The sequence below is a fragment of the Pseudomonas sp. BCA17 genome (genome assembly GCF_004519405.1).
Taxonomy (GTDB): domain Bacteria; phylum Pseudomonadota; class Gammaproteobacteria; order Pseudomonadales; family Pseudomonadaceae; genus Aquipseudomonas.
The window spans coordinates 304,762-326,424 of record NZ_SGWI01000001.1 but is presented as its reverse complement, the minus strand read 5'-3'; the positions used below and the strand labels follow the sequence as shown (position 1 = coordinate 326,424).

Sequence of the window (21,663 nt, the reverse complement as noted above, 5' to 3'; positions counted from 1 at the left end):
GCCTCTACACTGGCCCGCCACTTGTCTTTCAAAGGATGAAACACAATGCACGCACCTGAACCCCATATCGTCATCCAGCGCTTTACCGAAGCCCATCTTGAGGGCGTCACGGCGCTCTATAACGACCCGGCCGTTTGCCGTCAGGTGCTGCAAATGCCTTTCCAATCGGTGGAGGCTTGGCGCAAGCGCCTGGTGATGGACAACGAACGGCGGCTGCAATTGGTGGCGATGCATGGCGGTGAAGTCATCGGCAATCTGGGAATGGAGCAGAATGCCCGCGTTCGTCAGAGCCACATCGCGGGGTTGGGCATGGGGGTCGCTACCGCGTGGCAGGGCAAGGGCGTGGGTTCCAGGCTATTGAGCGCTGCGTTGGAAGTGGCTGACAACTGGATGAACCTGCGCCGCGTCGAATTGACGGTCTATGCCGACAACGAAGCCGCGCACGCGTTGTATCGTAAGTTCGGCTTCGAGGTTGAAGGCCGTCTGCGCGATTACGGCGTGCGCGATGGTGGTTTTGTCGACGCGCTGAGCATGGCGCGCATACGCACGCCGGCTTAGTCCTGCAAAGCAAACGCCACCGCAGCCCGCGCATGCAGCTCGGTGGTGTCCAGCAGCGGCAGGTCGCTGTGTTCGGGCTGGATCAGCAGGCAGATCTCGGTACAGCCGAGGATAACTGCCTGGGCACCCCGCGCGGCGAGGTTGTCGATCACCCGCTGGTAGACCTGACGGGACGCTTCGCTGATGACACCCACGCACAACTCTTCGTAAATGATCCGGTGCACGGCCTTGCGTTCGTCCGCATCCGGCACCAGCACGGTCAAGCCTTGGGCAGCCAGGCGTGACTTGAGAAAATCCTGCTCCATGGTGAATGCCGTGCCCAGCAGACCTACCGTCAGGGTGCCTGCTTCACGTGCTGCGGCTGCGGTGGCGTCGGCGATATGCAAGAATGGAATCGACACCGCCGCCTCGATCCGCGGCGCCACCAAATGCATGGTATTGGTACACAACACCACGCAGTCGGCACCCCCGGCCTGCAGGCGGCGCGCCGCATCTTCCAGGATCAGCGCGGTGTCATCCCAACGCCCGGCATGCTGGGCGCGTTCCACCGGGCCGAAGTCCACGCTGTACATCAACAGCTGCGCCGAGCGCAGTGGGCCGAGCTGGTCGCGCACGCGCTGGTTGATGATGCGGTAATACTCGGCGCTGGACTCCCAGCTCATGCCGCCGATAAGGCCGATGGTACGCATGCGATGCTCCTGACAAGGACTGTCGCTTCACCTTACCCACCGGCCGTGGATTAGTCATACGCAGTTGCCCGCGAAATGACCGGTGCAGTTTCACCGCTCACCCAGGTGATACACAAAGGCACCGGCAAGCCCCTGTCCAATGAATCACAGGTAATGAAGGCTGATGATGTGAAAAGCGTCGTCGATGGTTGGGCCTCGGATCTGCATCAATCCTTCGCCAGGTTCAGACACTGATAGTTCTGTGCAGGTAGGAGCGAGCAAGCCCGCTCCTATGCAAAAGCTACTTGAGCGGCGTCAACGGTGGGAGCTGCCATTGGCCGTTAGCCACCTCGGGCTTGGGCAGGTAAATCCGCAGCACGGCATAAAACGGGCCGGGCGGCGCCGGCAGCCAGTTGCTTTGTTCGGCTTTCGGCGGCTCGTGGTGTTGCAGCGCCAGGGTCAGGCCACCATCGGCGTCGAGCTTGAAGTTGGGCAGCATCCGCGAATTGAGCAGGTAGCGTTTCTTGTGGTTGGGCACCAGCAGTTTGGTTTTGGCCTCGTACATCGTCAGCGACCAGAACGCGTCGGCCGGCGGCAACTGGTCCTTGGCGAAATGCACGGTGTAGCTGTGGCGCGCACCGTTGGCGGGCTTGCCCTCGCTGTCAACGGAGTAGGTCAGGTAAGCGGCTTCGTCGGGCGAGTTGCCGAACATGTGCAGGTTGGCCCCGGCATAGCGATAAAGGTAGTTGTTCTTCAGGCGGTCACGGCTGCCGAACAGGTCGCCGCTGGAGACCTGGTGGGTGTCGATCTTGTCTTTCTTGAAGGCAGCGAACTCCGCCTTGCCATCGGCGATCCCGTCTTCCAGGGCTTTACGCTGCTCGGCGGTCAGTTGATTGACCTTGAACGGTGCGCCCGGCGCGATGCCGATCTTGGCAAAACGGGCCAGCAGGTCTTTTTCGCTGTCCTGAGGGGAGGCGAAGCTGAGCATGAAGTTCAGGTAACGGAACAACTGCGGGCTTTCGGTCATGGTCGCCATTGGCTTGGGCCATTCGATCTTCGCGACTTTGGCCGGCGCGGGTTGCTTCACGTAGCCGCTCAGCGGTTGCACTTTATAGCCGCTCTGGATCTGCTTGACCTTGCCCAGGTCTTTTTCATCGAACAATTGCGTGCGGTAGAGGGCGTAGGCAATGTTGCTTTCGCTGTAGATCACGCGATCAATGTCGACCGGTTGCTGACCTTTCCAGTCCGGCCCGGCGATCATGAAGTGACCACCATTGTTGCCGGTGCTGCGGGTGCCCAGGTAGGCGATGTTCTGCGTGTAGAGGTCGATCAACTGCACCGAGTAGTAACGGTTGTCTTCGATCTTGGGCAGGGTCAGTACCTGGGGTTCTTTGCGCAGGTCCATCCATACGAAGGAGTAGGGCGTATCCGGGTTCGGAGTGGGTATCGCAGTGTCCTTGGGGGTGACGACCTGGGCGGTGTTGCCGATATGGTTGAACGGGGCCTTGAAATTGGCGCCACCTTTATCAACGGCCTGGGTGTAGAGCGTTTTGTACATTTCTACCACCGGGTAGCCGTACAAATAAGCTTCCTTGGCGATGGCGCGGGCTTCAGTCGGAGTTGCCGTGAAGTCGGCCCAGGCACCGGTGCTCATCAATATCGAGAGGCTCGCCAACAGCAGGCGCGTCGGTTTTCCAATCATGTTGTTGCGTCCTTCCTGAGTGCTTTTTAAAGGGCGTGAGATTAAAACGCTGAGTTTCCAGTTTTATTCGCCGAACGTCACGTTAATCCCAGCAAACAGGTGAACTATTGGGGTGGTAACGGTACGGCGCAGTTGTGCAGGGTAGCAGACGGCGCCACGCCCGCAGGCTTGCCGCGCCTGTTTGCCCTGATGCAGGGCAAACCACTGTCTAGGGTGTACTGCGTCGCGAAGAAAGGGTTAAGCGTCGGGCAACATCGATTTGACTTTGTCGCGCAATTGATCGATCGAGAACGGTTTGCCGATCACTTGCATCCCAGCGGGTACATCAATGTTTTCGGCATAACCACTGGCAAAGAGGATGGGCAGGGTGGGGCGCAATTGACGCACCTGGGTCGCCAGTTCCTTGCCGTCCATGTCGGGCAGGCCGACATCGGTCATCATCAGGTGGATGGTTTGGTCGGTGTTGACCACTGCCAACGCTTCGGCGGCGTCAGCGGCCTCCAGTACATGGAACTCCAACTCTTCAAGCACATCGACGATCAGCATGCGCACGATGGCGTCATCTTCGACTACAAGGATGGTGGAGGCAGGGGACGGCATAGTGAACATTCCTGAAAGTAAAGGTACAGAGGTCAGGCAGGGCTGAGTCAACTCAACTAATGAGTAGTCACGCGGCCAGCAAGTTCCGAAAAACTTACTGGCCGCATGATGTCAGGCGCGCAGAATGCCCCGGTACGTCATGGTTTACAACGCAACACTGGAGAGATCTCTCACCACATCCGGGTTAATGCCGGGTCGATTATTCACATGGCCGGGCTCAAATATGCTGATGCTGTAGGCTCGTTTGCCCGTAAGCGTCCGGCGCGTATTGCGCAGCGCCGCAGATTGGCCACTGTTGAGCAATTCTTCCATGCCTCTTTCCATCGACTTCAAGTTGGTGAATTTGACCAGGCCGGCGTTGGGATCGAAAAAAAACCACTCCGGCTTACCGTTTTTGATTTGCACCCCGGCCAGCATCGCATGGTCCACGGTGCCGATCCTGATTGTCGTCGAGGTTCCAGACGTGAGCATTTTCTCGATGATTTCGTCGTATCCGACTTCCACCTGCCCGCCGAAGTGGAATGAACTCGGCTTTTTCACCGCGTCCTGGAGGTTGCGCAAATGCGTTGCGAATGGTGCATTGGCGGCACTCGCAGGGTCTTCGGCGACCTTGAGCAAATTCTTCACAAGCTGCTCCTCGGTCCCCTGGTGAAGCGCCAGCGCCATGGCATAGGAAATGCCGGCGCACTCCCCGACAGAGGGCAAGTCAACGTATGCGTTGTAATGCGCCTGTGAAAAAGGCAGCACCGACACACCAGGCCCCATCACATCATGAAGGAGTAATGCGCTGGTGTATTCACCGTCCCTGACATAGGCACGCTTCAATTCCCGGCTCAGAATACCGACCTCGTGCGGCGGGCGTCCGGGCGCCTCAGCCAGTTTCCTGAGTTGTGAGCTGCCCATTCCATCCCGATACCCAGGCAACTCTTCCAGGCGTCCGGTCAAATACCCTTGTTTGTAGGCAGGGTAATTCTCCGTTTTTGTCGCGTTAACGATGTTGTTGTGCAGCTTTAAATACGCAGGCTCGCTGGTCACCCCGGTCAGGGCATGAAGCTCAGGCGCGCCGCGTGGGGAAAAACCGTCGATGGGCATGCCATAGGGTTTATTGGTGACGGGGTCATATTTATACCAATGATCATTTTTCAGGACCGCGACCCCTTCGGTCTCTATCCCGCTCACCTTGTAAGTGCCGATCAAGGTTGGCCCATGTTCCTTGCTGGCAGCCTTTAATAAGTCATAGCCACCGGTGGCGCCCCTCACGTGGTTGAGCCACTCGACACCCTTCGAGAACCCGCTGCCGACTAATCGGGTGGCACCCAGCGCCGCATCACCCAGCCCTCCTAAAGGATTGAGTGAGCTGAAGGTCGCCATTCCGATCACCTTGACCGCGCGTGCCAGCTTGGTGGCGGTTGAAGTGGCGGTGCCGGCGATCTTGATCACCTTGCCGGCGGTGCCCACGCCGGCGGTCACGATGCCGAACAAGTCCAGGCCCAAGTCGAGCAAACCCTCGCCGATATTACCTTTGCGAAAGTTATTGAACGCCGCGCGAAAGGGAATCAGGTCCAGTATGGCCTCGCTGACCGCCTCGCCGCGCCTGCGGTTGTTGTCGGCGGTTGTGAGGCCGCGGGCCTGTTGTTTGATCGCATCGTCATCCAGGTCGACATGCTGTACGAAGGCGTCGGCGATAAGGCCGGTACGCCCTGAGTTGAAGCTGTCCGGGGGAGATTGATCCGGGCGCTTTTGTTCGTCACGACGGACGGCGACGTCGCCTTTGGGGGTGAAGGCTTTTGTTTCGTGCACAACGTTGGCGGCGCGGCGATTCTGGGCGCTTGCCCGCGACGGCCCGACCGGTTCTATCGTGCCTTTGTTGAAGCTGATCGCGTAGGCCTTGGTCACCCCATCGCGCTCGATCTTGACCAGCAGTTGCTCATTTTTGGGATGTGACGTAGACCCGGTGAACCCTGGCCCCAAGGTACGTGAATGCTCCTGGAAGAAGCTGATCTTGCCGTATTCGAGATCTTCGCGGACAGCCAGGGGCGCCTGGCTGATCAAGTGTTTGACGTAGGTGTTGATGGCGGCCTTTTTATCTTTGACGGTGCTGGCGAACTGCGACTCGAAGGCCTTGGCCACCCCAAACCGAGGGTTGGCGTTCAAGGCCGCCAGCGGCACGCGCGTGTCGTCGCAGGTGAATGCCAGATCAGCGTCCGGCAAGTCCATCATGGCGACGTCCAGCATCGAGTGCGGCCCGACCTCCAAGGTTCGATAGCCAACGCCGCCGTCGGATGTGGTTTCCTTGCGGCTGATGTGAATCAGCTTCTCTTCAAACAGGGCCTGTTGCTCGGGAAAGCGTTTTTTCAGCTCGGCCAACGCCATTGCTTTACGCGACGGAATGTCTGCATCCAAGGCGTGTGTAGCGGTGCCTATCAGCGTTCTACGGGCATTGAACTCACGGAGCAGGGTGGTGAGTTCATCGAGGCTATAGCGTTGATCGTCCTTCCTGGCCAACACCCCGTTAGCCACGCCCCAATCCACCAGGACTTCGCGTTGCACGCGTTCGGTCACGGCGGGGTCCGCCAGACTGGCATTGCGAGCCGCAAGCATGACTTCGGCGAACGTCATGTTCGCGACCTTGCCGGGCGTTTGCGCTTCGATGGTGGCCGCCGCCACCGACAGGTTGACCCACGCCAGGCTGCCATAGGTGACGCTGGCCGGGATGTCCTTGATCAGCAAGGCCGGTGCGCGGCCCGCCAGTAAGACATGCGCAGCGACGCCGGCCATGGCGGCGCTGGTCTTTCCCTGGGCGACCAGGTGCTGTTTGAGGCCATCGACCACTGTGGACAGCGGCTTGCCCCAGTGCTTGTCACTGGCCAGATCGAAGCCGGCGAGCGTTTTGCGACGCGGCGCGATGATGGACTCCGGGTCCAGTTGCAAGGTCACGGCGGCGAGCAGATAGTCCATCGTGCTGCTGTCGGTGGCGACACCCTGCATGGTTTTCTGCAGTGTTTCGCCGAGCAATTGCCCTTCGGGCGAACTGATCAGCGCTTCCAGCGCTTTGGCCGGATTGTTGAGTACACCCGCGGGGAGCGGCGTGCGTAGTCGCAAAAACTCCAGCAACAGGCCCTTGGTCTGCATCACTTGCGGTTGTTGGCCGTGGGGGTCGACATGGCTCATGGTAATCAGCCGAACGCGGCGTTGCTCATCCGCGCTCAGCGGCACCGGCCACGACAGCGCGCCGCCCAGATTGCCCAAGGGGTGCACTTGGCCACGGTCGATGACTGCATCCGAGAGGCCGTTGAGCGCGAAATGGCTGTCAGGCAAGGGTAAGCCGAGGCTGCCGATAAAATCCTCGAGGGTGGCCTGGCGACCGGCGTCGTGGGGGTAGCGCGAGTCAGGATCAATCGCCATCGAGGTGGTTTTCAGCGCCGCCACTATCATCGGCGCCGTGGCGTCTGCGCCCAGTCTCCTGGCCAGTTGGCTCAGCGCATCGCCCAGGGTGAGGAGGTTTTGTTTATCGGCCAGGTCTGTCTTGAGGTTGGGCTTTATCTTGACTGCCGCGTTGCTGGGTATGGGCGCCAGCGTATTGTCAGGTACAGGTGTGGGGAGCGTCGGGGTTGCGCGTGACAGACGTTGAACGGAGGTTGTCATCTGGGAGCACCTTTATGGGAATGAAGTTGCGCCTTTGCGGTGGAGCCTCCCTGTTCTCATGGCGCGTCCCTGGGTGGAATGGCTGGGCGTCGACGTTCCCGTACCGAGTGCGAAGAAGTGTGAAGAGAAGTAAGACGAACGCCGCATGCACAGGGCGACGGCCTGACTTTTCCAAAAGCTGCGTCGTCCTTTTCGTCGTTGTGCGGTAGAAAAATGGCGTTCATGGGCAAGTTTGGGGCAAACTCCCGTTTTTTCCGCACTTGGCCAAGGCATGCCCATGACACCTGCGTCGTCCGTCGATGAAAAGAGCTTTCGTAACCTCCTGAGCCGAAACGTTGCGCTGCCTTTAGCTGTGGGCGTGCTCAGTGCGGTGTTCTTCGTGTGTCTGATCACTTATTTGTTATCAGTCATTCGATGGGTGGAGCACACCGACCGGGTCATCAATAACCTTAACGAGGCCTCCAAGCTGACCGTTGATCTGGAAACCGGCATGCGTGGGTTTCTGATCACCGGCGACGAGCATTTCCTCGACCCTTATGAAGTGGCCAAGCCACGCATCGTTGCCGACCTGCGCAACCTCCAGGACCTGGTGTCGGACAACCCCCAACAGGTGGACCGTCTCAAGCGTCTTGAGGCGTTGCAGATCGAGTGGAACCAATACGCTCAGTCGATGATTGAAATGCAGCGCACCAGCGGTGACTTTCGCGGTGCGGTGAAGGCGGGCCGTGGAAAACGCCTGACCGATGAGATTCGCAAGGAGTACGACGACGCGGTGGCTATGGAGCAGCAGTTCCGTATCACCCGTAATGAAGACGTCACCCGTACTACGGTGATCAGTGTCTCTCTGTATCTGCTCTTTGTTCTCGGCCTGAGCGCGTTCCTGGCGTATATCGGCCGTAAAAATCTTGTTGCTCTATCAAAGAGTTACAACGCAACCCTCGAGTCGCAGCATAAGATCGCGCGCCGCCTCGAACAGCAAGCCTGGCTGCGCAATGGCCAGACCGAACTGGCTGAACAAGTACTCGGCCAACTGACCCTGAATATGCTGGGACGCAACATCCTGCAGTTCTTTGCCCAGTACACCGGGGTTGCGGTCGCCGCACTGTACGTGCGCGAAGAGCACGGCGGCCTCAAGCGTGTGGCCACCTATGGCTTTTCTCGTGAACAGGAAGAGCAGGAGCAATCGATTTACAGCGACGAAGGCATCGTTGGGCAGGCCGCCCAGCTGGATCGCCTGATTCGCCTGGACGATGTGCCGGTGGACTACTTCAAGGTCAACTCCGGACTTGGCCAGGGGCCAGCCCGTAGCGTGCTGGTGGTGCCGACCAGTAATGACGACCGCGTCAACGGCGTGATCGAACTGGGCTTCCTGCGCTCGCTGGAAGAACGTGATATCGAGTTGCTGGAACTGATCGCCGACAATATCGGCACGTCCATCGAAGCCGCCCGCTACCGCCAGCGCTTGCAGGAGGTGCTGGCGGAGACCCAGCAGCTCAATGAAGAACTGCAAGTGCAGCAGGAAGAGCTCAAGACCGCCAACGAAGAGTTGGAGGAGCAGTCACGTATCCTCAAGGAATCCCAAGCCCACCTGGAAACCCAGCAGGCCGAGCTTGAGCAGACCAACGAACAGTTGGCCGAACAGACCCAGACGCTCGCCGAGCAGCGCGACGCCATGGACCGCAAGAACATCGAGCTCAACCAGGCGCAGGTGGAACTCGAAGACCGCGCCCAGGAGCTGCTGCGCTCCAGCCGATACAAGTCCGAATTCCTCGCCAACATGTCTCACGAACTGCGCACGCCGCTGAACAGCTCGTTGATCCTGGCCAAACTGCTGGCCGAGAACCCCCAGGAAAACCTCAGCGCCGAACAGGTCAAATTTGCCGAATCGATCTATTCGGCGGGCAATGACCTGCTCAACTTGATCAACGACATCCTGGACATTTCCAAGGTGGAAGCCGGCAAGCTTGAAGTGCGCCCCGAGAGCTCCAGCGTTGCTCGCTTGGTGGATGGCCTGCGTGGGATGTTCGAACCACTGGCGGCTGATCGAAAGTTGGGCTTCCAGGCGCAGATACTGGAAGGCGCGCCGGCCCTGCTGTTCACCGACCGCCAGCGCTTGGAGCAAATCCTCAAAAACCTGCTGTCCAACGCGATCAAGTTCACCGAACAGGGGGATGTGAGCCTGTCGGTTTCCCAGGCGCCAGGGAAGGGCATTGCCTTCACCGTGCGCGACTCCGGCATCGGTATCGCCCCGGACCAGCAGGAAAGTATCTTCGAAGCCTTCCGCCAGGCCGACGGCACCACCAACCGTCGTTACGGCGGTACCGGCCTGGGCCTTTCGATTTCCCGCGACCTGGCCACCTTGCTTGGCGGTTATATCAGTGTGACCAGTGAGCCCGGCAAGGGCAGCGTGTTCACCCTGGTCCTGCCGGAACAGTACGTGGAACGCACGCCAGACAGTCCGCCGATCGAGCCCCTGCGCCAAGCCGTGCCGGCGCCTGCACCTGTGCCGGTACCGGTCAGGGTGTCCCCTCTGCCGGTGGTCGATGCCGAGCAGATTCCGCGCTTCGCCGATGATCGCGACAAAGCCCCGTTTGCCACGCGGTGCATTCTGGTGGTGGAAGATGAGCCGAATTTCGCGCGTATCCTGTTCGACCTGGCCCACGAACTGGGCTACCACTGCCTGGTGGCCCACGGCGCGGACGAAGGCTACAGCCTGGCCGAGGAGTTCACGCCGGACGCGATCCTGCTGGATATGCGCCTGCCGGACCATTCCGGGCTGACGGTGCTGCAGCGCCTCAAGGAACACGCCAGCACCCGCCACATCCCGGTGCATGTGATTTCCGTAGAAGACCGCGTTGAGGCTGCCATGCACATGGGGGCTATTGGTTATGCAGTCAAACCCACGACGCGCGAAGAGCTCAAGGACGTCTTCGCACGCCTGGAAGCCAAGCTGACCCAGAAGGTCAAGCGTGTGTTGCTGGTGGAAGACGACGATCTGCAGCGCGACAGCATTGCCCGCCTGATTGGCGACGATGACATCGAGATCACCGATGTCGGCTACGCCCAGGCGGCACTGGACTTGCTGCGCACCAACATCTACGACTGCATGATCATCGACCTGAAACTCCCAGACATGCACGGCAACGAGTTGCTCAAACGCATGGCCACCGAAGACATCTGCTCGTTCCCGCCGGTGATCATCTACACCGGGCGCAACCTGACGCGCGATGAAGAGGCCGAACTGCGCAAATACTCGCGCTCGATCATCATCAAGGGCGCGCGCTCCCCTGAGCGTCTGCTGGATGAAGTCACACTCTTTCTGCACAAAGTCGAATCCCAGCTGTCCCATGATCGCCAGAAGATGCTCAAGACCGCCCGCAGCCGCGACAAGGTCTTCGAGGGGCGCAAAATCCTGCTGGTGGACGATGATGTGCGCAACATCTTCGCCCTGACCAGCGCCCTGGAACACAAGGGCGCAGTGGTGGTGATCGGGCGTAACGGCCGTGAGGCCATCGACAAGCTCAATGAAGTCGAGGATATCGACCTGGTGCTGATGGACGTGATGATGCCGGAGATGGATGGTTACGAGGCCACCGCCTTGATCCGCCAGGACCCGCGCTGGAAGAAGCTGCCAATCATTGCGGTAACGGCCAAGGCGATGAAGGATGACCAGGAACGCTGCCTTGCAGCCGGTTCCAACGATTACCTGGCCAAGCCGATCGACCTGGATCGCCTGTTCTCACTGATTCGCGTGTGGCTACCCAAGATGGAACGCATTTAAGTGGAGCACAGTTTTTTGGACAAAAGCAGCGAGATTGAGCTGCGCCTGCTGATCGAGGCGATTTACCTCAAATACAGCTACGACTTTCGCGATTACTCCGGCGCATCGGTCAAACGCCGCGTGGCCCATGCTATGCGCCAGTTCGACTGCGCAACCATTTCGGCGTTGCAGGAGCGGGTGTTGCACGACCCTGCGGCGTTCATGCAGTTGTTGCAGTTCCTGACGATCCCGGTGAGCGAGATGTTTCGCGACCCGTCACACTTTCTGGCGATCCGCCAGGAAGTGGTGCCGCTACTCAAAACCTACCCGTCGATCAAGATCTGGATCGCCGGGTGCAGCACGGGGGAGGAGGTGTACTCCATGGCGATCCTGCTGCGTGAGGAGGGTTTGCTGGAGCGCACCATCATCTATGCAACCGATATCAACCCAGCCTCACTGGATAAAGCCAAGCAGGGCATTTTCTCCCTGGAGAATGTGCGCGCTTATACGGCGAACTATCAGCAGGCCGGTGGGCAACGTTCATTTGCCGACTACTACACTGCGGCTTACGATTACGCGATTTTCGATAAAACCCTTCGCGAGAACGTGACCTTTGCCGATCACAGTTTGGCGACCGATAGTGTATTCTCAGAAACACAATTAATTTCATGTCGCAACGTGCTGATTTACTTCAATAAAAAATTGCAGGATCGAGCGTTTGGATTGTTTCATGAGTCGCTGTGTCATCGCGGCTTCCTGGTGCTGGGCAGCAAGGAAACCCTGGACTTTTCCGCCTACAGCAAGCAATTCGAGCCGTTGGTCAAGCAAGAGCGGATCTACCGGAAATCATGAACGACGCTGCCGCCAACCCGGTTCACGGGATTGAAGCCATCGTCGTCGGCGCCTCCGCCGGCGGTGTGGAGGCGTTATTGCATATTTTTGGCGAATTACCCGCGGGTTTCGGCCTGCCGATCATCGCCGTGCTGCACCTGCCGGATGAGCGTCGCAGCCAATTGGCCGAGGTGTTTGCGCGACGCCTGCGTATCCCCGTACGCGAAGGGCGGGATAAGGAAATGATCCAGCCTGGCACGTTGTATTTCGCCGGGCCCGGCTACCACCTGTCCGTGGAACAGGACCGGAGCCTGTCACTGAGCCAGGAAGACCGTGTATTCCACTCCCGGCCGGCCATCGATTACTTGTTTTCCTCGGCCGCCGACGCCTATGGCAAGGGCCTGCTGGCGATTCTCCTGACCGGCGCCAATCAGGATGGCGCGCTGGGGCTGGCCCACGTCAAGCGGTCGGGCGGTACCACCGTGGTACAGGACCCCACGGAAGCACGGATTGCCGTGATGCCCCTGGCGGCCCTGTCACTGCATACACCTGACCATATTCTTACTTTGAGCCACATAAGCTCATTGCTGGCTACCCTGGAAAAATCCTCATGTTAAGTACTGTCCAGGCCAAACTGCTGATCGTTGATGATCTGCCGGAAAACCTGCTGGCCCTCGAAGCGCTGATCAAGCGTGAGGACCGTCAGGTCTTCAAGGCCTTGAACGCCGACCAGGCGTTGTCCCTGCTGCTGGAACACGAGTTCGCCCTGGCGATTCTCGACGTACAGATGCCCGGCATGAATGGCTTCGAGCTGGCAGAAATGATGCGCGGCACCGAAAAGACCAAGAACATCCCGATTGTGTTCGTCAGCGCAGCCGGCCGTGAACTCAACTATGCCTTCACGGGCTATGAAAGCGGCGCCGTGGACTTCTTGCACAAGCCGCTGGATATCCATGCGGTGAAGAGCAAGGTCAACGTGTTCGTCGACCTGTACCGCCAGAGCAAGGCCGTGAAGCTGCAAGTCGAAGCCCTGGAACAGAGCCGACGGGAACAGGAGCTGCTGCTGGCGCGCCTGCAGGCTACCCAGGCGGAGTTGGAGCAGGCGGTCCGCATGCGTGATGACTTCATGTCGATCGTCGCTCACGAAGTACGTACGCCCCTCAATGGGCTGATCCTGGAAACCCAGCTGCGCAAGATGCACCTGGCTCGGGAGAATGCCGATGCGTTCACCCTGGACAAGATGCACGCCATGGTCGACCGCGACGAGCGGCAAATCAAAAGCCTGATTCGCCTGATCGAAGACATGCTCGACGTGTCGCGTATCCGTACCGGCAAACTCTCGATTCGACCGGCACGCTTCGACCTGGCCCGGCTGGTGGGCGACCTGGTGGAAAACTTCGCACCGCAGGTCGCGGCAGCCGGCTCGACATTGCAATGGGTGAGTGAAGGGCCCGTCGAGGGCAACTGGGATGAGTTCCGCATTGAACAGGTGGTCACCAATCTGTTGACCAACGCCCTGCGCTACGGGGCCAAGAGCCCGGTAGAGGTGCGGGTGTACACCGAGCATGGCGAGGCGCGGGTAGAAGTGCGCGACCATGGCATTGGTATCAGCGAGGAGAATCAGAAACGTATTTTCCAGCAGTTCGAGCGCGTCTCGGCCAGCCAGGTGGCCGCCGGCCTCGGCCTGGGATTATTCATTTCCGAGCAGATCGTTGCGGCGCACGGCGGTGCCATTGAAGTGGAAAGCCGGATAGGCGAGGGCGCCTTGTTTCGTGTGTGCCTGCCATTGGCAGCGCCGGCATGAAATCAATCGTCACCTCGACGCAACCTCTGCGTGACCCCATGGTCGTAACTGCAGCAATTGACCGGACAAAGGCTTCCCATGAGTGAAGATGCGCAAGATGTCGTTCTGATCGTCGAGGACGACGAATCCATTATGTTCGTATTGGGTGAATACCTGGGCGGGCTGGGCTATCGGGTCTTGAAAGCGACCGATGGCGAGCAGGCTTTCGAGATCCTCGCGACCAAGCCGCACCTGGACCTGATGGTGACCGATTACCGTCTGCCGGGTGGGATTTCGGGGGTGCAGATCGCCGAGCCCGCGATCAAGCTGCGCCCTGAGCTGAAAGTGATCTTTATCAGTGGCTACCCGCAGGAAATACGCGACTGCAATAGCCCGATCACGCGTAACGCACCGATCCTGGCCAAGCCGTTCGACCTCGATACCCTGCAGGAGCACATCCAGCAGTTGCTGGCTTGATAAAAGGGTACGTCGCTTAGTACCCATCCTGTTGCCAGGCAGGAGCCACCTCACAGCCAGCGCCCCAATAAGCGCTGCCCATGATGACCGTCCTGTCGTCATGGGCTCAGCCGCGACCTACTCCTGGGGCCGGATGTTGATCATCTCGCGCACCTTCGCCGTCAGCATGTCGAACGTGAACGGCTTGGTGATCAACTGCATCCCGGGATCGAGAAACCCGCCACGCACCGCGGCATGCTCGGCATACCCGGTAATGAACAGCACCTTGAGTCCCGGCCTGATCTGTCGACCGATCTCGGCCAACTGCCGGCCGTTCATGCCCGGTAAACCGACGTCGCTGATCATCAAGTCGATGCGTTGGTCCGACTCAATGATCGGCAGGGCACTGGGGGCATCCCCCGCTTCAACAAAGGCGTAGCCCAGTTCTTTGAGCACCGTGCTGACCAGCACACGTACGGCCGGGTCGTCCTCGACAATCAATACGGTTTCTTCCGCGCCGGCAACCGGCAGCAGAGCAGGGTCGGATGCCTCGGCCTGAGTGATTTCACCGAGGAATCGGGGCAGGAACAAACTCACGGTCGTGCCTTTATCCACCTCGCTGTGAATCGTCACATGGCCGTGGGATTGGCGGGCAAAACCGTAAATCATCGACAAACCCAGGCCGGTGCCCTGGCCGATGGGTTTGGTCGTGAAAAACGGGTCAAACACCCGGTTAATCAGGCCCTCCGGGATACCACAGCCCGTGTCGCTGACGCTCAACTCGACATAGTCACCGGGTTCCAAGGTGCCGTACGCGGCGGTAAACACGCTGTCGAGGTGGCGATTGGTGGTTTCCACCACTAGCCTGCCGCCCGCTGGCATGGCATCCCGCGCATTGATCACCAGGTTGAGCAGGGCACTTTCCAATTGGTTGGGGTCGGCTTCCGCGGTCCACAAGTCGGTGGACAGGCGCATGTCCAGGACAATGCTTTCGTTAATGCTGCGTTTAAGTAATTCCCCCATCGAACTCACCAACTGGTTGATGTCGACGGGTTTGGCGTCCAGTGATTGGCGGCGGGAAAAAGCCAGCAAGCGGTGAGTCAGGCTGGCTGCGCGGTTGGCTGAGGTGACACCCAGATCGATCAGGCTGTCGAGGTCATCCAGCTTGCCCCGGGAAACGCGCCTGCGCAGCATCTCGAGGCTGCCGATGATGCCGGTGAGCATGTTGTTGAAGTCATGGGCGATACCGCCCGTCAATTGGCCCACCGCTTCCATTTTCTGCGACTGCCGCAGGGCGTCTTCGTTGTGGCGCAACTGAGCCGTGCGTTCTTCCACCTGCTGTTCGAGTGACTCGAGGGTGATTTGCAGGCGCCGCTCGCTCGCACTCAGCTCTATCAGCCGGTCCCGCGCCTCATATTGCCGCCGCCGGCCGCGCAAGGCTGCGCTGACCAGGCTGATCAAGGTCACCGGATGGAAAGGCCGTTCCAGAAACGTCACGTTGCCCAACAGCGCACTCAAGTGCGCTGAACCATTGCGCTCGTTGCCGCCATGGTGGGTCATCAGCACAATGGGTAAATCGGACCAGGACGGTTGCCGGGCGAGATAGTCCACCAATGGGTCCAGCTCGACCCCGCGCAGCGCTTCGGCGGCGATGATCAACAGCCCTGCGCCTTGCTCCAATTCCTCGCACAGGGCGCCCAGGCTGCCGGCAATAATGCCGCCGTAGTTGGCCTCGTTGAGCATCTGCAAGGCCAATGCACTATCCCGACCCAGCGGCGCCAGAATGATCGCGCGCTCCGAGGCCGGTGAAGAACCTGTCACTGGCCCTTATCCTCAAGCAGCGGACCGGCTGTGCCGACATAAGTGGGGATACCGCGCAGCACGCCCTGGAAATTGTCCAAGGGGGCGCCAATAGTCATGCCCTCTTTGCTGATGCGGTACTCGCGGATAGTCGACTCATGGGCGCCGGTCCTTTTCTTGATGACCGAGATAGCACGACGAACCCTGCCGATGGCTTCGAAGTAACGCAGCAAAATAACGGTATCGGCCAGGTAGGTAATATCCACCGGCGCCTGCATGTCCCCGACCAGGCCGTGTTGTGCGACGGTCATGAACGTTGCCGCGCCTCGACGATTGAGGTACAGCAACAACTCGTGCATGTGCAGGATCAGCGCGTTCTCTTCCGGCATTGCCGCTTCGTAGCCGTTCAGACTGTCGATCACCACCGTCTTGATGCCACGCTCGTCCACGCAACGCCGTACGCGATGGGAGAACTCGCCAGGCGTGAGTTCGGCGGCGTCCACCTGCTCAATCAACAGATTGCCGGTGGCTTGCAGCGCTTCAAGGTCAATGTCCAACTGCCGCATGCGCTCGAATAGCAGGCCCAGTTCCTCATCGAAGATAAACAGCGCCGCTTTCTCGCCCCGGGCTACCGCCGCCGTGGCGAAAACAAATGAGATCAGCGATTTGCCTGTGCCGGAGGGGCCGAGAATCAGGGTGCTTGAGCCGGTTTCAATACCACCGCCCAGCAACGCATCGAGTTCCTTGATGCTGCTGGTCAAGGTTTGACGTACATAACCGGCGCGGTGCTCGGCAGCGATCAGCCTGGGGAATACATGCACACCGTCCTGCAGGATGGTGAAATCATGAAAACCACCGCGATATTTTTGCCCACGGTATTTAATCACCCGGACACGTCGGCGTTCGGCACCATAGTTGGGGTTGAGTTCTTCCAGGCGGATAACCCCGTGCGCCACGCTGTGCACGGTTTTGTCCAGCGCCTCGGTGGTCAGGTCGTCGAGCAGCAAGACCGTAGTGTCAAAGTGCACGAAGTAATGTTTGATCGCCAGAATCTGTCGGCGATAGCGCAGCGAGCTTTGAGCCAGCAGGCGGATCTCCGACAGGCTGTCGATCACCACCCGCGAGGGTTTGACGCGCTCGACCACCTCGAAGATCTGCCGCGTAGCCTCGCCGAGTTCAAGGTCCGAGGAGTACAGCAGGCTCTGCTGTTGCTCGGCATTGAGCAGGCTTTCCGGCGGCGTCAGTTCGAAGATATGGATATTGTCATCCAGCTGCCAACCATGGGATTCGGCACCCTGGCGCAATTCACGCTCGGTTTCGGAAAGGGTGATATACAGCGAACGCTCGCCTTGTTTGGCACCGGCCTGCAGGAACTGCAGTGCAACGGTGGTTTTTCCTGTGCCCGGTTCACCTTCCAGCAGGAACAGGTGGCTGCGCGAAAGACCTCCGGCAAGAATGTCATCAAGACCTTCGATGCCAGTGGCCGCCTTTTCACTGAACAGCGCGTTGGATGTAGACAAGGACTGCCCTCAGGTCACGTACAAGTAAGTGCGCGCTGCTTTGAGCGCGCGATATTTACTTGACCGTCGCGGGCCTGTGGCGGTTCAACGGTTTGAAGTATTTGTGGACGTAGTCGCTGTTTTTACACATTTTTGTTGCCAGGTCAGAGGCCTTGCTGTAGCGCCGGATCGTCCGGGTTCTGCTGTTCGAGCTGTGCCAGCAGCACCTGGACGTTTTGCAACTGGCCACTTTCCTTCCAGTAATTGACCAGCAACACCCGCGCCTTACGGTTGGCGGGGTGGCGCTGAATGATCTCCTCCAACTGTCGCTGGGCCGCCTCCAGTTCCTCCTGGGCGTGCAGGGTGGTGGCCAGGTCGTAGCGGTAATCCTGATTGTCCGGTTCCAGCTCCACCGCCTTGGATAAGCCGAGTAGGGCATAAGGGCGCTCACCATGGTGCAGCAGCCACATGCCCAGGGCGTGTTGCAAGTAGGCTGACTCCGGGTGCTCGGCCAATTGTCGCGCCAGCAACTGGCGGGACTCATCGGTTTTGCCTTGCTTGTCCAGCAACTCGATCTGCGCCACCACGGCTTGCAGATTGTCCGGCTGCAGGCGCATGGCCTGTTCCAGGGCATTCTGCGCTTCCGGCAGCAGGGCGCTGTGGATGTACAGGCGCGCCAGTTGAATCCAGGCTTCGGCCGTTTCGGGCTGGGCCTTGAGGTGTTTCACGAATTCGTCGAGTACTTGCTGTAGTGGGCCGAAGTAGAGGCCCAGGGTGTCCGGCGACAGGCCGAGCAAGGCGTTCGCGGCGGCAAAACGTACGCTCTGTTCCGGGTCTTCGAGTACCGGGCCCAGCAGCAATGTGCGCTGGCCGGTGGGCACCAGACCGACGATGCTGTGAATCGCCGCTTCGCGTACCAGGGGCGATTCATTGGCCAGGTCCTTGTCGGCGAGCTTCAGCGCCTGGGGGCTGGGGTAATTGGGCAGTTCGACGTGCAGGGCGGCACGGCGTTCGGGTGAGAGGTCGGGTCGCCCCAGTTGTTGGTACAACACGCGCGCGGCCCCGGGTTCACCGTTGTGCGCCTGTTTCAGCGCTTTGCCATAGCCATGGGCAATCGCAGGCGGCACGGCGACCTGAGTGGTGCGGGAGAAATGCCAGGTGATCGACACAATCAACAACAGGGCGCACAGGCCGACGATGGAGTAACGGCGTGACTTTGACATGCAGGCGTCCGGGCAGCTATTGCAAAGCCATCAGCTTCGGTCAGACCAAGGCGGGTGTCAAACCCGCATCAGCTCAACACATAGTCAACCGGCTCCAGGGCCGGCGGTAAGTCGGTTTCGCCCAGCGCGGCAAGGATCTCGCGCTCCAGGGTGCGTACGAGCGCATTGCACGGCAGGTCGTTTTCGTCGAAGCCAAAAGGATCTTCGAGGTCGTCACCGATTTCATCGAGGCCGAAGAAGGTGTAGCTGACGATGGCAGTGAACACCGGCGTGAGCCATCCCAGCGGTTCGGCCATGGCGAACGGCAGCAGAATGCAGAAGAGGTAGATGGTGCGGTGCAACAGCAGCGTGTAAGGGAAGGGCAGCGGCGTGTGTTTGATCCGCTCGCAGGATGCCTGGACCTGGCTCAACCCGACCAGGCGTGTCTCCAACTGGGTGTAGCGCCAGTCGCTGATCACGCCACGCCGGGCCAGCTCGGAAAAACCTGAGCCGAGGCTTTGCAGCACGCTGTCGGGAGCGTTGGGGTGGTTGGCGTCCACACGCATCCAGGGCTGTATCGCCTGGGCTTCATCTTCACGACGCAAACGCGCCACAAGCCCATGGGCAAAACCACACACGCCACGCAAGAGGTCGGCCCGCTCCGGCCTGTCACCCAGCACCTGGGTTTCGCGGATCAGCGAGCGCACCTCAATGATCATTTGCCCAAGCTGCTTGCGGCCCTCCCACCAACGGTCATAGCAGGCGTTGTTGCGAAAGCTCATGAAGATCGACAGCGATAGCCCCAGCAGCGTGAAGGGCGTGGCATTGACCTTGGAGAAGTACGCGGGGTGCAGGGTTTCCACCAGCACGATCATGGAGGCCAGCAGGGTCACCAGCAGGCTGCGCAGAGCAATGCGCTTGGCAATTGAGCCTTTGAGGGAAAACAGGATACCCAGCAGATTGGGTTTGGAACGCACGATCATCGCGGCAAGACTTCTTCGGTGGCGCAGGCCCTCAGGTTAGAAGCCGCGCGCAAAGACGTCCAATCACTTGGGCCGACCGGTCGATCAGCGGGATCAATCATTGGCCAAACCAGTCAGCTAGGTTGATGGCTTTGACCATTGCTGCTGTGCGGCTCTGGAGTGACTATTCCGGGGTCGCTTGATCCACTTTAAGGAAGCAATAATGCAGATTGAAAACAAGGTATTCCTGGTCAGTGGCGGCGCCTCGGGACTCGGTGCGGCCACCGCTGAGATGCTGGTCGCGGCCGGCGCCAAGGTGATGCTGGTCGACCTGAACGCCGATGCAGTCGCCGCCAAGGCCCGACAACTGGGGGATAACGCCCGTTGCGCCGTGGCGGATATCAGCCAGGAAGACGCTGCTCAATCCGCCGTGCAGGCTGCCGTCGCAGCGTTTGGCCAGTTGCATGGGCTGGTGAACTGCGCCGGCGTGGTTCGCGGCGAGAAGATCCTCGGCAAGAACGGCCCCCATGGGTTGGCCAGTTTTGCCCAGGTGATCAACGTCAACCTGATCGGCAGCTTCAACCTGCTGCGCCTGGCTGCTGCGGCCATGGCTGAAACCGAGGCGAATGCCGAGGGTGAGCGCGGGGTGATCATCAACACGGCCTCGGTGGCCGCCTTTGACGGGCAGATCGGCCAGGCGGCGTATTCTGCCTCCAAAGGCGCCATCGCCAGCCTGACCTTGCCTGCCGCCCGCGAGTTGGCACGCTTCGGCATTCGGGTCATGACCATTGCCCCGGGCATTTTCGAAACCCCCATGATGGCCGGCATGACCCCGGAAGTCCGCGATTCCCTGGCCGCCGGCGTGCCATTCCCGCCGCGCCTGGGCAAACCGGCCGAATACGCGGCCCTGGTACGTCACATCATTGAAAACAGCATGCTCAACGGCGAGGTGATCCGTCTCGACGGTGCCTTGCGCATGGCTGCCAAGTAAGGAGTATTCCCATGACTGATCCGATTGTCATTGTCATTGTCAGTGCCGTGCGTACGCCCATGGGCGGTTTCCAGGGCGACCTCAAAGGCCTGACCGCGCCGCAACTGGGCAGCGCCGCAATTCGAGCCGCCGTCGAGCGTGCCGGGATTGCCAGCGATGCAGTGGATGAAGTGCTGTTCGGCTGCGTGCTGCCGGCCGGTCTCGGCCAGGCACCCGCGCGCCAGGCCGCGCTGGGGGCCGGGTTGGACAAGGCCACCCGCTGCACCACCCTCAACAAAATGTGCGGTTCGGGCATGGAAGCAACCATTCTCGCCCACGATTCGCTGGTGGCCGGCAGCGTCGATGTAGTAATCGCCGGCGGCATGGAAAGCATGTCCAACGCGCCCTACCTGCTGGACCGTGCGCGCAGTGGCTACCGCATGGGGCACGGCAAGGTGCTCGACCACATGTTCCTCGATGGCCTGGAAGACGCGTATGACAAAGGCCGTCTGATGGGCACCTTTGCCGAGGACTGCGCCGAGCACAACGGTTTTACCCGGGAAACCCAGGATGCCTTTGCCATCGCCTCGCTGACCCGTGCCCAGGAAGCGATCACCCGTGGTAACTTCGCCGCCGAGATCGTCCCGGTGCAGGTCACCGTGGGCAAAGAACAGAAAACCATCCTGCATGACGAACAACCGCCCAAAGCCAAGCTGGACAAGATCTCCAGCCTGAAACCGGCGTTCCGCGAGGGCGGCACGGTCACGGCAGCCAACTCCAGTTCGATTTCCGATGGCGCGGCAGCCTTGCTGCTGATGCGTCAGTCCGAAGCCCACAAGCGTGGCCTCAAGCCGCTGGCCGTGATTCATGGGCATGCGGCGTTTGCCGATGAGCCGGGATTGTTTCCAGTGGCGCCGGTGGGGGCTATTCGCAAGCTGATGAGCAAGACCGGTTGGAACCTGGCGGATGTCGACCTGTTCGAGATCAACGAAGCCTTTGCGGTGGTCAGCCTGGTCACCATGAGTCAGCTGGAAATCCCCCACAGCAAGGTCAACATCCACGGCGGCGCCTGCGCCCTGGGGCACCCGATCGGCGCGTCCGGCGCGCGGATCCTGGTGACCCTGCTCTCGGCCCTGCGCCAGAACGGGCTCAAGCGTGGTGTTGCCGCCATCTGTATCGGCGGTGGTGAAGCCACGGCCATGGCCATCGAATGCCTGGTTTGAGGAC

General features: G+C 60.0%; 16 protein-coding genes and 1 pseudogene. 9 read left to right on the top strand and 8 right to left on the bottom strand.

All coding sequences use genetic code 11. The features are described from left to right. The first annotated feature begins 45 nt into the window (after positions 1-45). A complete protein-coding gene (locus tag EXW71_RS01320) occupies positions 46-558 on the top strand; it encodes a GNAT family N-acetyltransferase (RefSeq protein ID WP_123718418.1) in 513 nt (170 codons plus the stop codon). Here EXW71_RS01320 and EXW71_RS01315 read toward each other — a convergent pair. Further along, the gene (locus EXW71_RS01315) at positions 555-1,247 is read right to left on the bottom strand and encodes an aspartate/glutamate racemase family protein (RefSeq protein ID WP_134657271.1); all 693 of its coding nucleotides are present in this window, start codon (positions 1,245-1,247) and stop codon (positions 555-557) included. The genes EXW71_RS01320 and EXW71_RS01315 overlap by 4 nt on opposite strands. A 102-nt stretch (positions 1,248-1,349) precedes the next feature. Between EXW71_RS01315 and EXW71_RS28920 the strand changes: the two are divergent. Further along, positions 1,350-1,481 (top strand): annotated as a pseudogene (locus tag EXW71_RS28920) (DUF3313 domain-containing protein); the annotation flags it as partial. Positions 1,482-1,527: 46 nt separating this feature from the next. Here EXW71_RS28920 and EXW71_RS01305 read toward each other — a convergent pair. The 3 genes from EXW71_RS01305 to EXW71_RS01295 form a co-directional block, all read right to left on the bottom strand. Next, on the bottom strand, positions 1,528-2,928 hold the full coding sequence (locus EXW71_RS01305; RefSeq protein ID WP_134657270.1) for a DUF1254 domain-containing protein: 1,401 nt from the start codon (positions 2,926-2,928) through the stop codon (positions 1,528-1,530). A gap of 237 nt (positions 2,929-3,165) precedes the next feature. After that, the gene (locus EXW71_RS01300; RefSeq protein WP_123718416.1) at positions 3,166-3,528 is read right to left on the bottom strand and encodes a response regulator; all 363 of its coding nucleotides are present in this window, start codon (positions 3,526-3,528) and stop codon (positions 3,166-3,168) included. 144 nt (positions 3,529-3,672) lie between these two features. Then, complete coding sequence (locus EXW71_RS01295) at positions 3,673-7,173, bottom strand: hypothetical protein (protein ID WP_134657269.1); 3,501 nt, start codon at positions 7,171-7,173, stop codon at positions 3,673-3,675. A 277-nt stretch (positions 7,174-7,450) separates the two neighbouring features. Between EXW71_RS01295 and EXW71_RS01290 the strand changes: the two genes are divergently transcribed. The 5 genes from EXW71_RS01290 (at position 7,451) to EXW71_RS01270 (ending at position 14,024) form a co-directional block, all read left to right on the top strand. Further along, entirely contained in the window at positions 7,451-10,954 is a 3,504-nt protein-coding gene (locus EXW71_RS01290; protein ID WP_134657268.1) for a response regulator, read from the top strand. Next, a complete protein-coding gene (locus EXW71_RS01285) occupies positions 10,955-11,785 on the top strand; it encodes a protein-glutamate O-methyltransferase CheR (protein ID WP_177421572.1) in 831 nt (276 codons plus the stop codon). Continuing rightward, positions 11,782-12,381 carry a chemotaxis protein CheB gene (locus EXW71_RS01280; protein ID WP_134657267.1) on the top strand — a complete coding sequence of 200 codons (600 nt, stop codon included), beginning with the start codon at positions 11,782-11,784 and terminating at the stop codon, positions 12,379-12,381. The genes EXW71_RS01285 and EXW71_RS01280 overlap by 4 nt, the downstream gene beginning before the upstream one ends. After that, a complete protein-coding gene (locus EXW71_RS01275) occupies positions 12,375-13,568 on the top strand; it encodes a hybrid sensor histidine kinase/response regulator (protein WP_134657266.1) in 1,194 nt (397 codons plus the stop codon). The genes EXW71_RS01280 and EXW71_RS01275 overlap by 7 nt, the downstream gene beginning before the upstream one ends. Positions 13,569-13,646: 78 nt before the next feature. Continuing rightward, positions 13,647-14,024: a response regulator gene (locus EXW71_RS01270; RefSeq protein WP_123718411.1), complete on the top strand. Its 378-nt coding sequence runs from the start codon at positions 13,647-13,649 to the stop codon at positions 14,022-14,024. Positions 14,025-14,141: 117 nt separating this feature from the next. Here the strand turns inward: EXW71_RS01270 and EXW71_RS01265 are convergent, their stop codons facing one another. From EXW71_RS01265 to EXW71_RS01250, 4 genes are all read right to left on the bottom strand, one after another. Beyond that, complete coding sequence (locus EXW71_RS01265) at positions 14,142-15,824, bottom strand: ATP-binding protein (RefSeq protein WP_134657265.1); 1,683 nt, start codon at positions 15,822-15,824, stop codon at positions 14,142-14,144. Further along, positions 15,821-17,323 (bottom strand): ATPase domain-containing protein, encoded by a 1,503-nt coding sequence (locus EXW71_RS01260; RefSeq protein ID WP_134657264.1) that lies wholly within the window; start codon positions 17,321-17,323, stop codon positions 15,821-15,823. The genes EXW71_RS01265 and EXW71_RS01260 overlap by 4 nt, the downstream gene beginning before the upstream one ends. A gap of 143 nt (positions 17,324-17,466) precedes the next feature. Next, positions 17,467-18,525: a tetratricopeptide repeat protein gene (locus tag EXW71_RS01255; RefSeq protein ID WP_134657263.1), complete on the bottom strand. Its 1,059-nt coding sequence runs from the start codon at positions 18,523-18,525 to the stop codon at positions 17,467-17,469. Positions 18,526-18,593: 68 nt separating this feature from the next. Further along, entirely contained in the window at positions 18,594-19,487 is an 894-nt protein-coding gene (locus EXW71_RS01250; RefSeq protein WP_134657262.1) for a bestrophin family protein, read from the bottom strand. 202 nt (positions 19,488-19,689) lie between these two features. Between EXW71_RS01250 and EXW71_RS01245 the strand changes: the two genes are divergently transcribed. Both EXW71_RS01245 and EXW71_RS01240 read left to right on the top strand, forming a co-directional pair. After that, the gene (locus EXW71_RS01245; protein WP_123718406.1) at positions 19,690-20,457 is read left to right on the top strand and encodes an SDR family NAD(P)-dependent oxidoreductase; all 768 of its coding nucleotides are present in this window, start codon (positions 19,690-19,692) and stop codon (positions 20,455-20,457) included. A gap of 11 nt (positions 20,458-20,468) precedes the next feature. Next, entirely contained in the window at positions 20,469-21,659 is a 1,191-nt protein-coding gene (locus EXW71_RS01240) for an acetyl-CoA C-acyltransferase (RefSeq protein ID WP_134657261.1), read from the top strand. Positions 21,660-21,663: the final 4 nt, after the last annotated feature.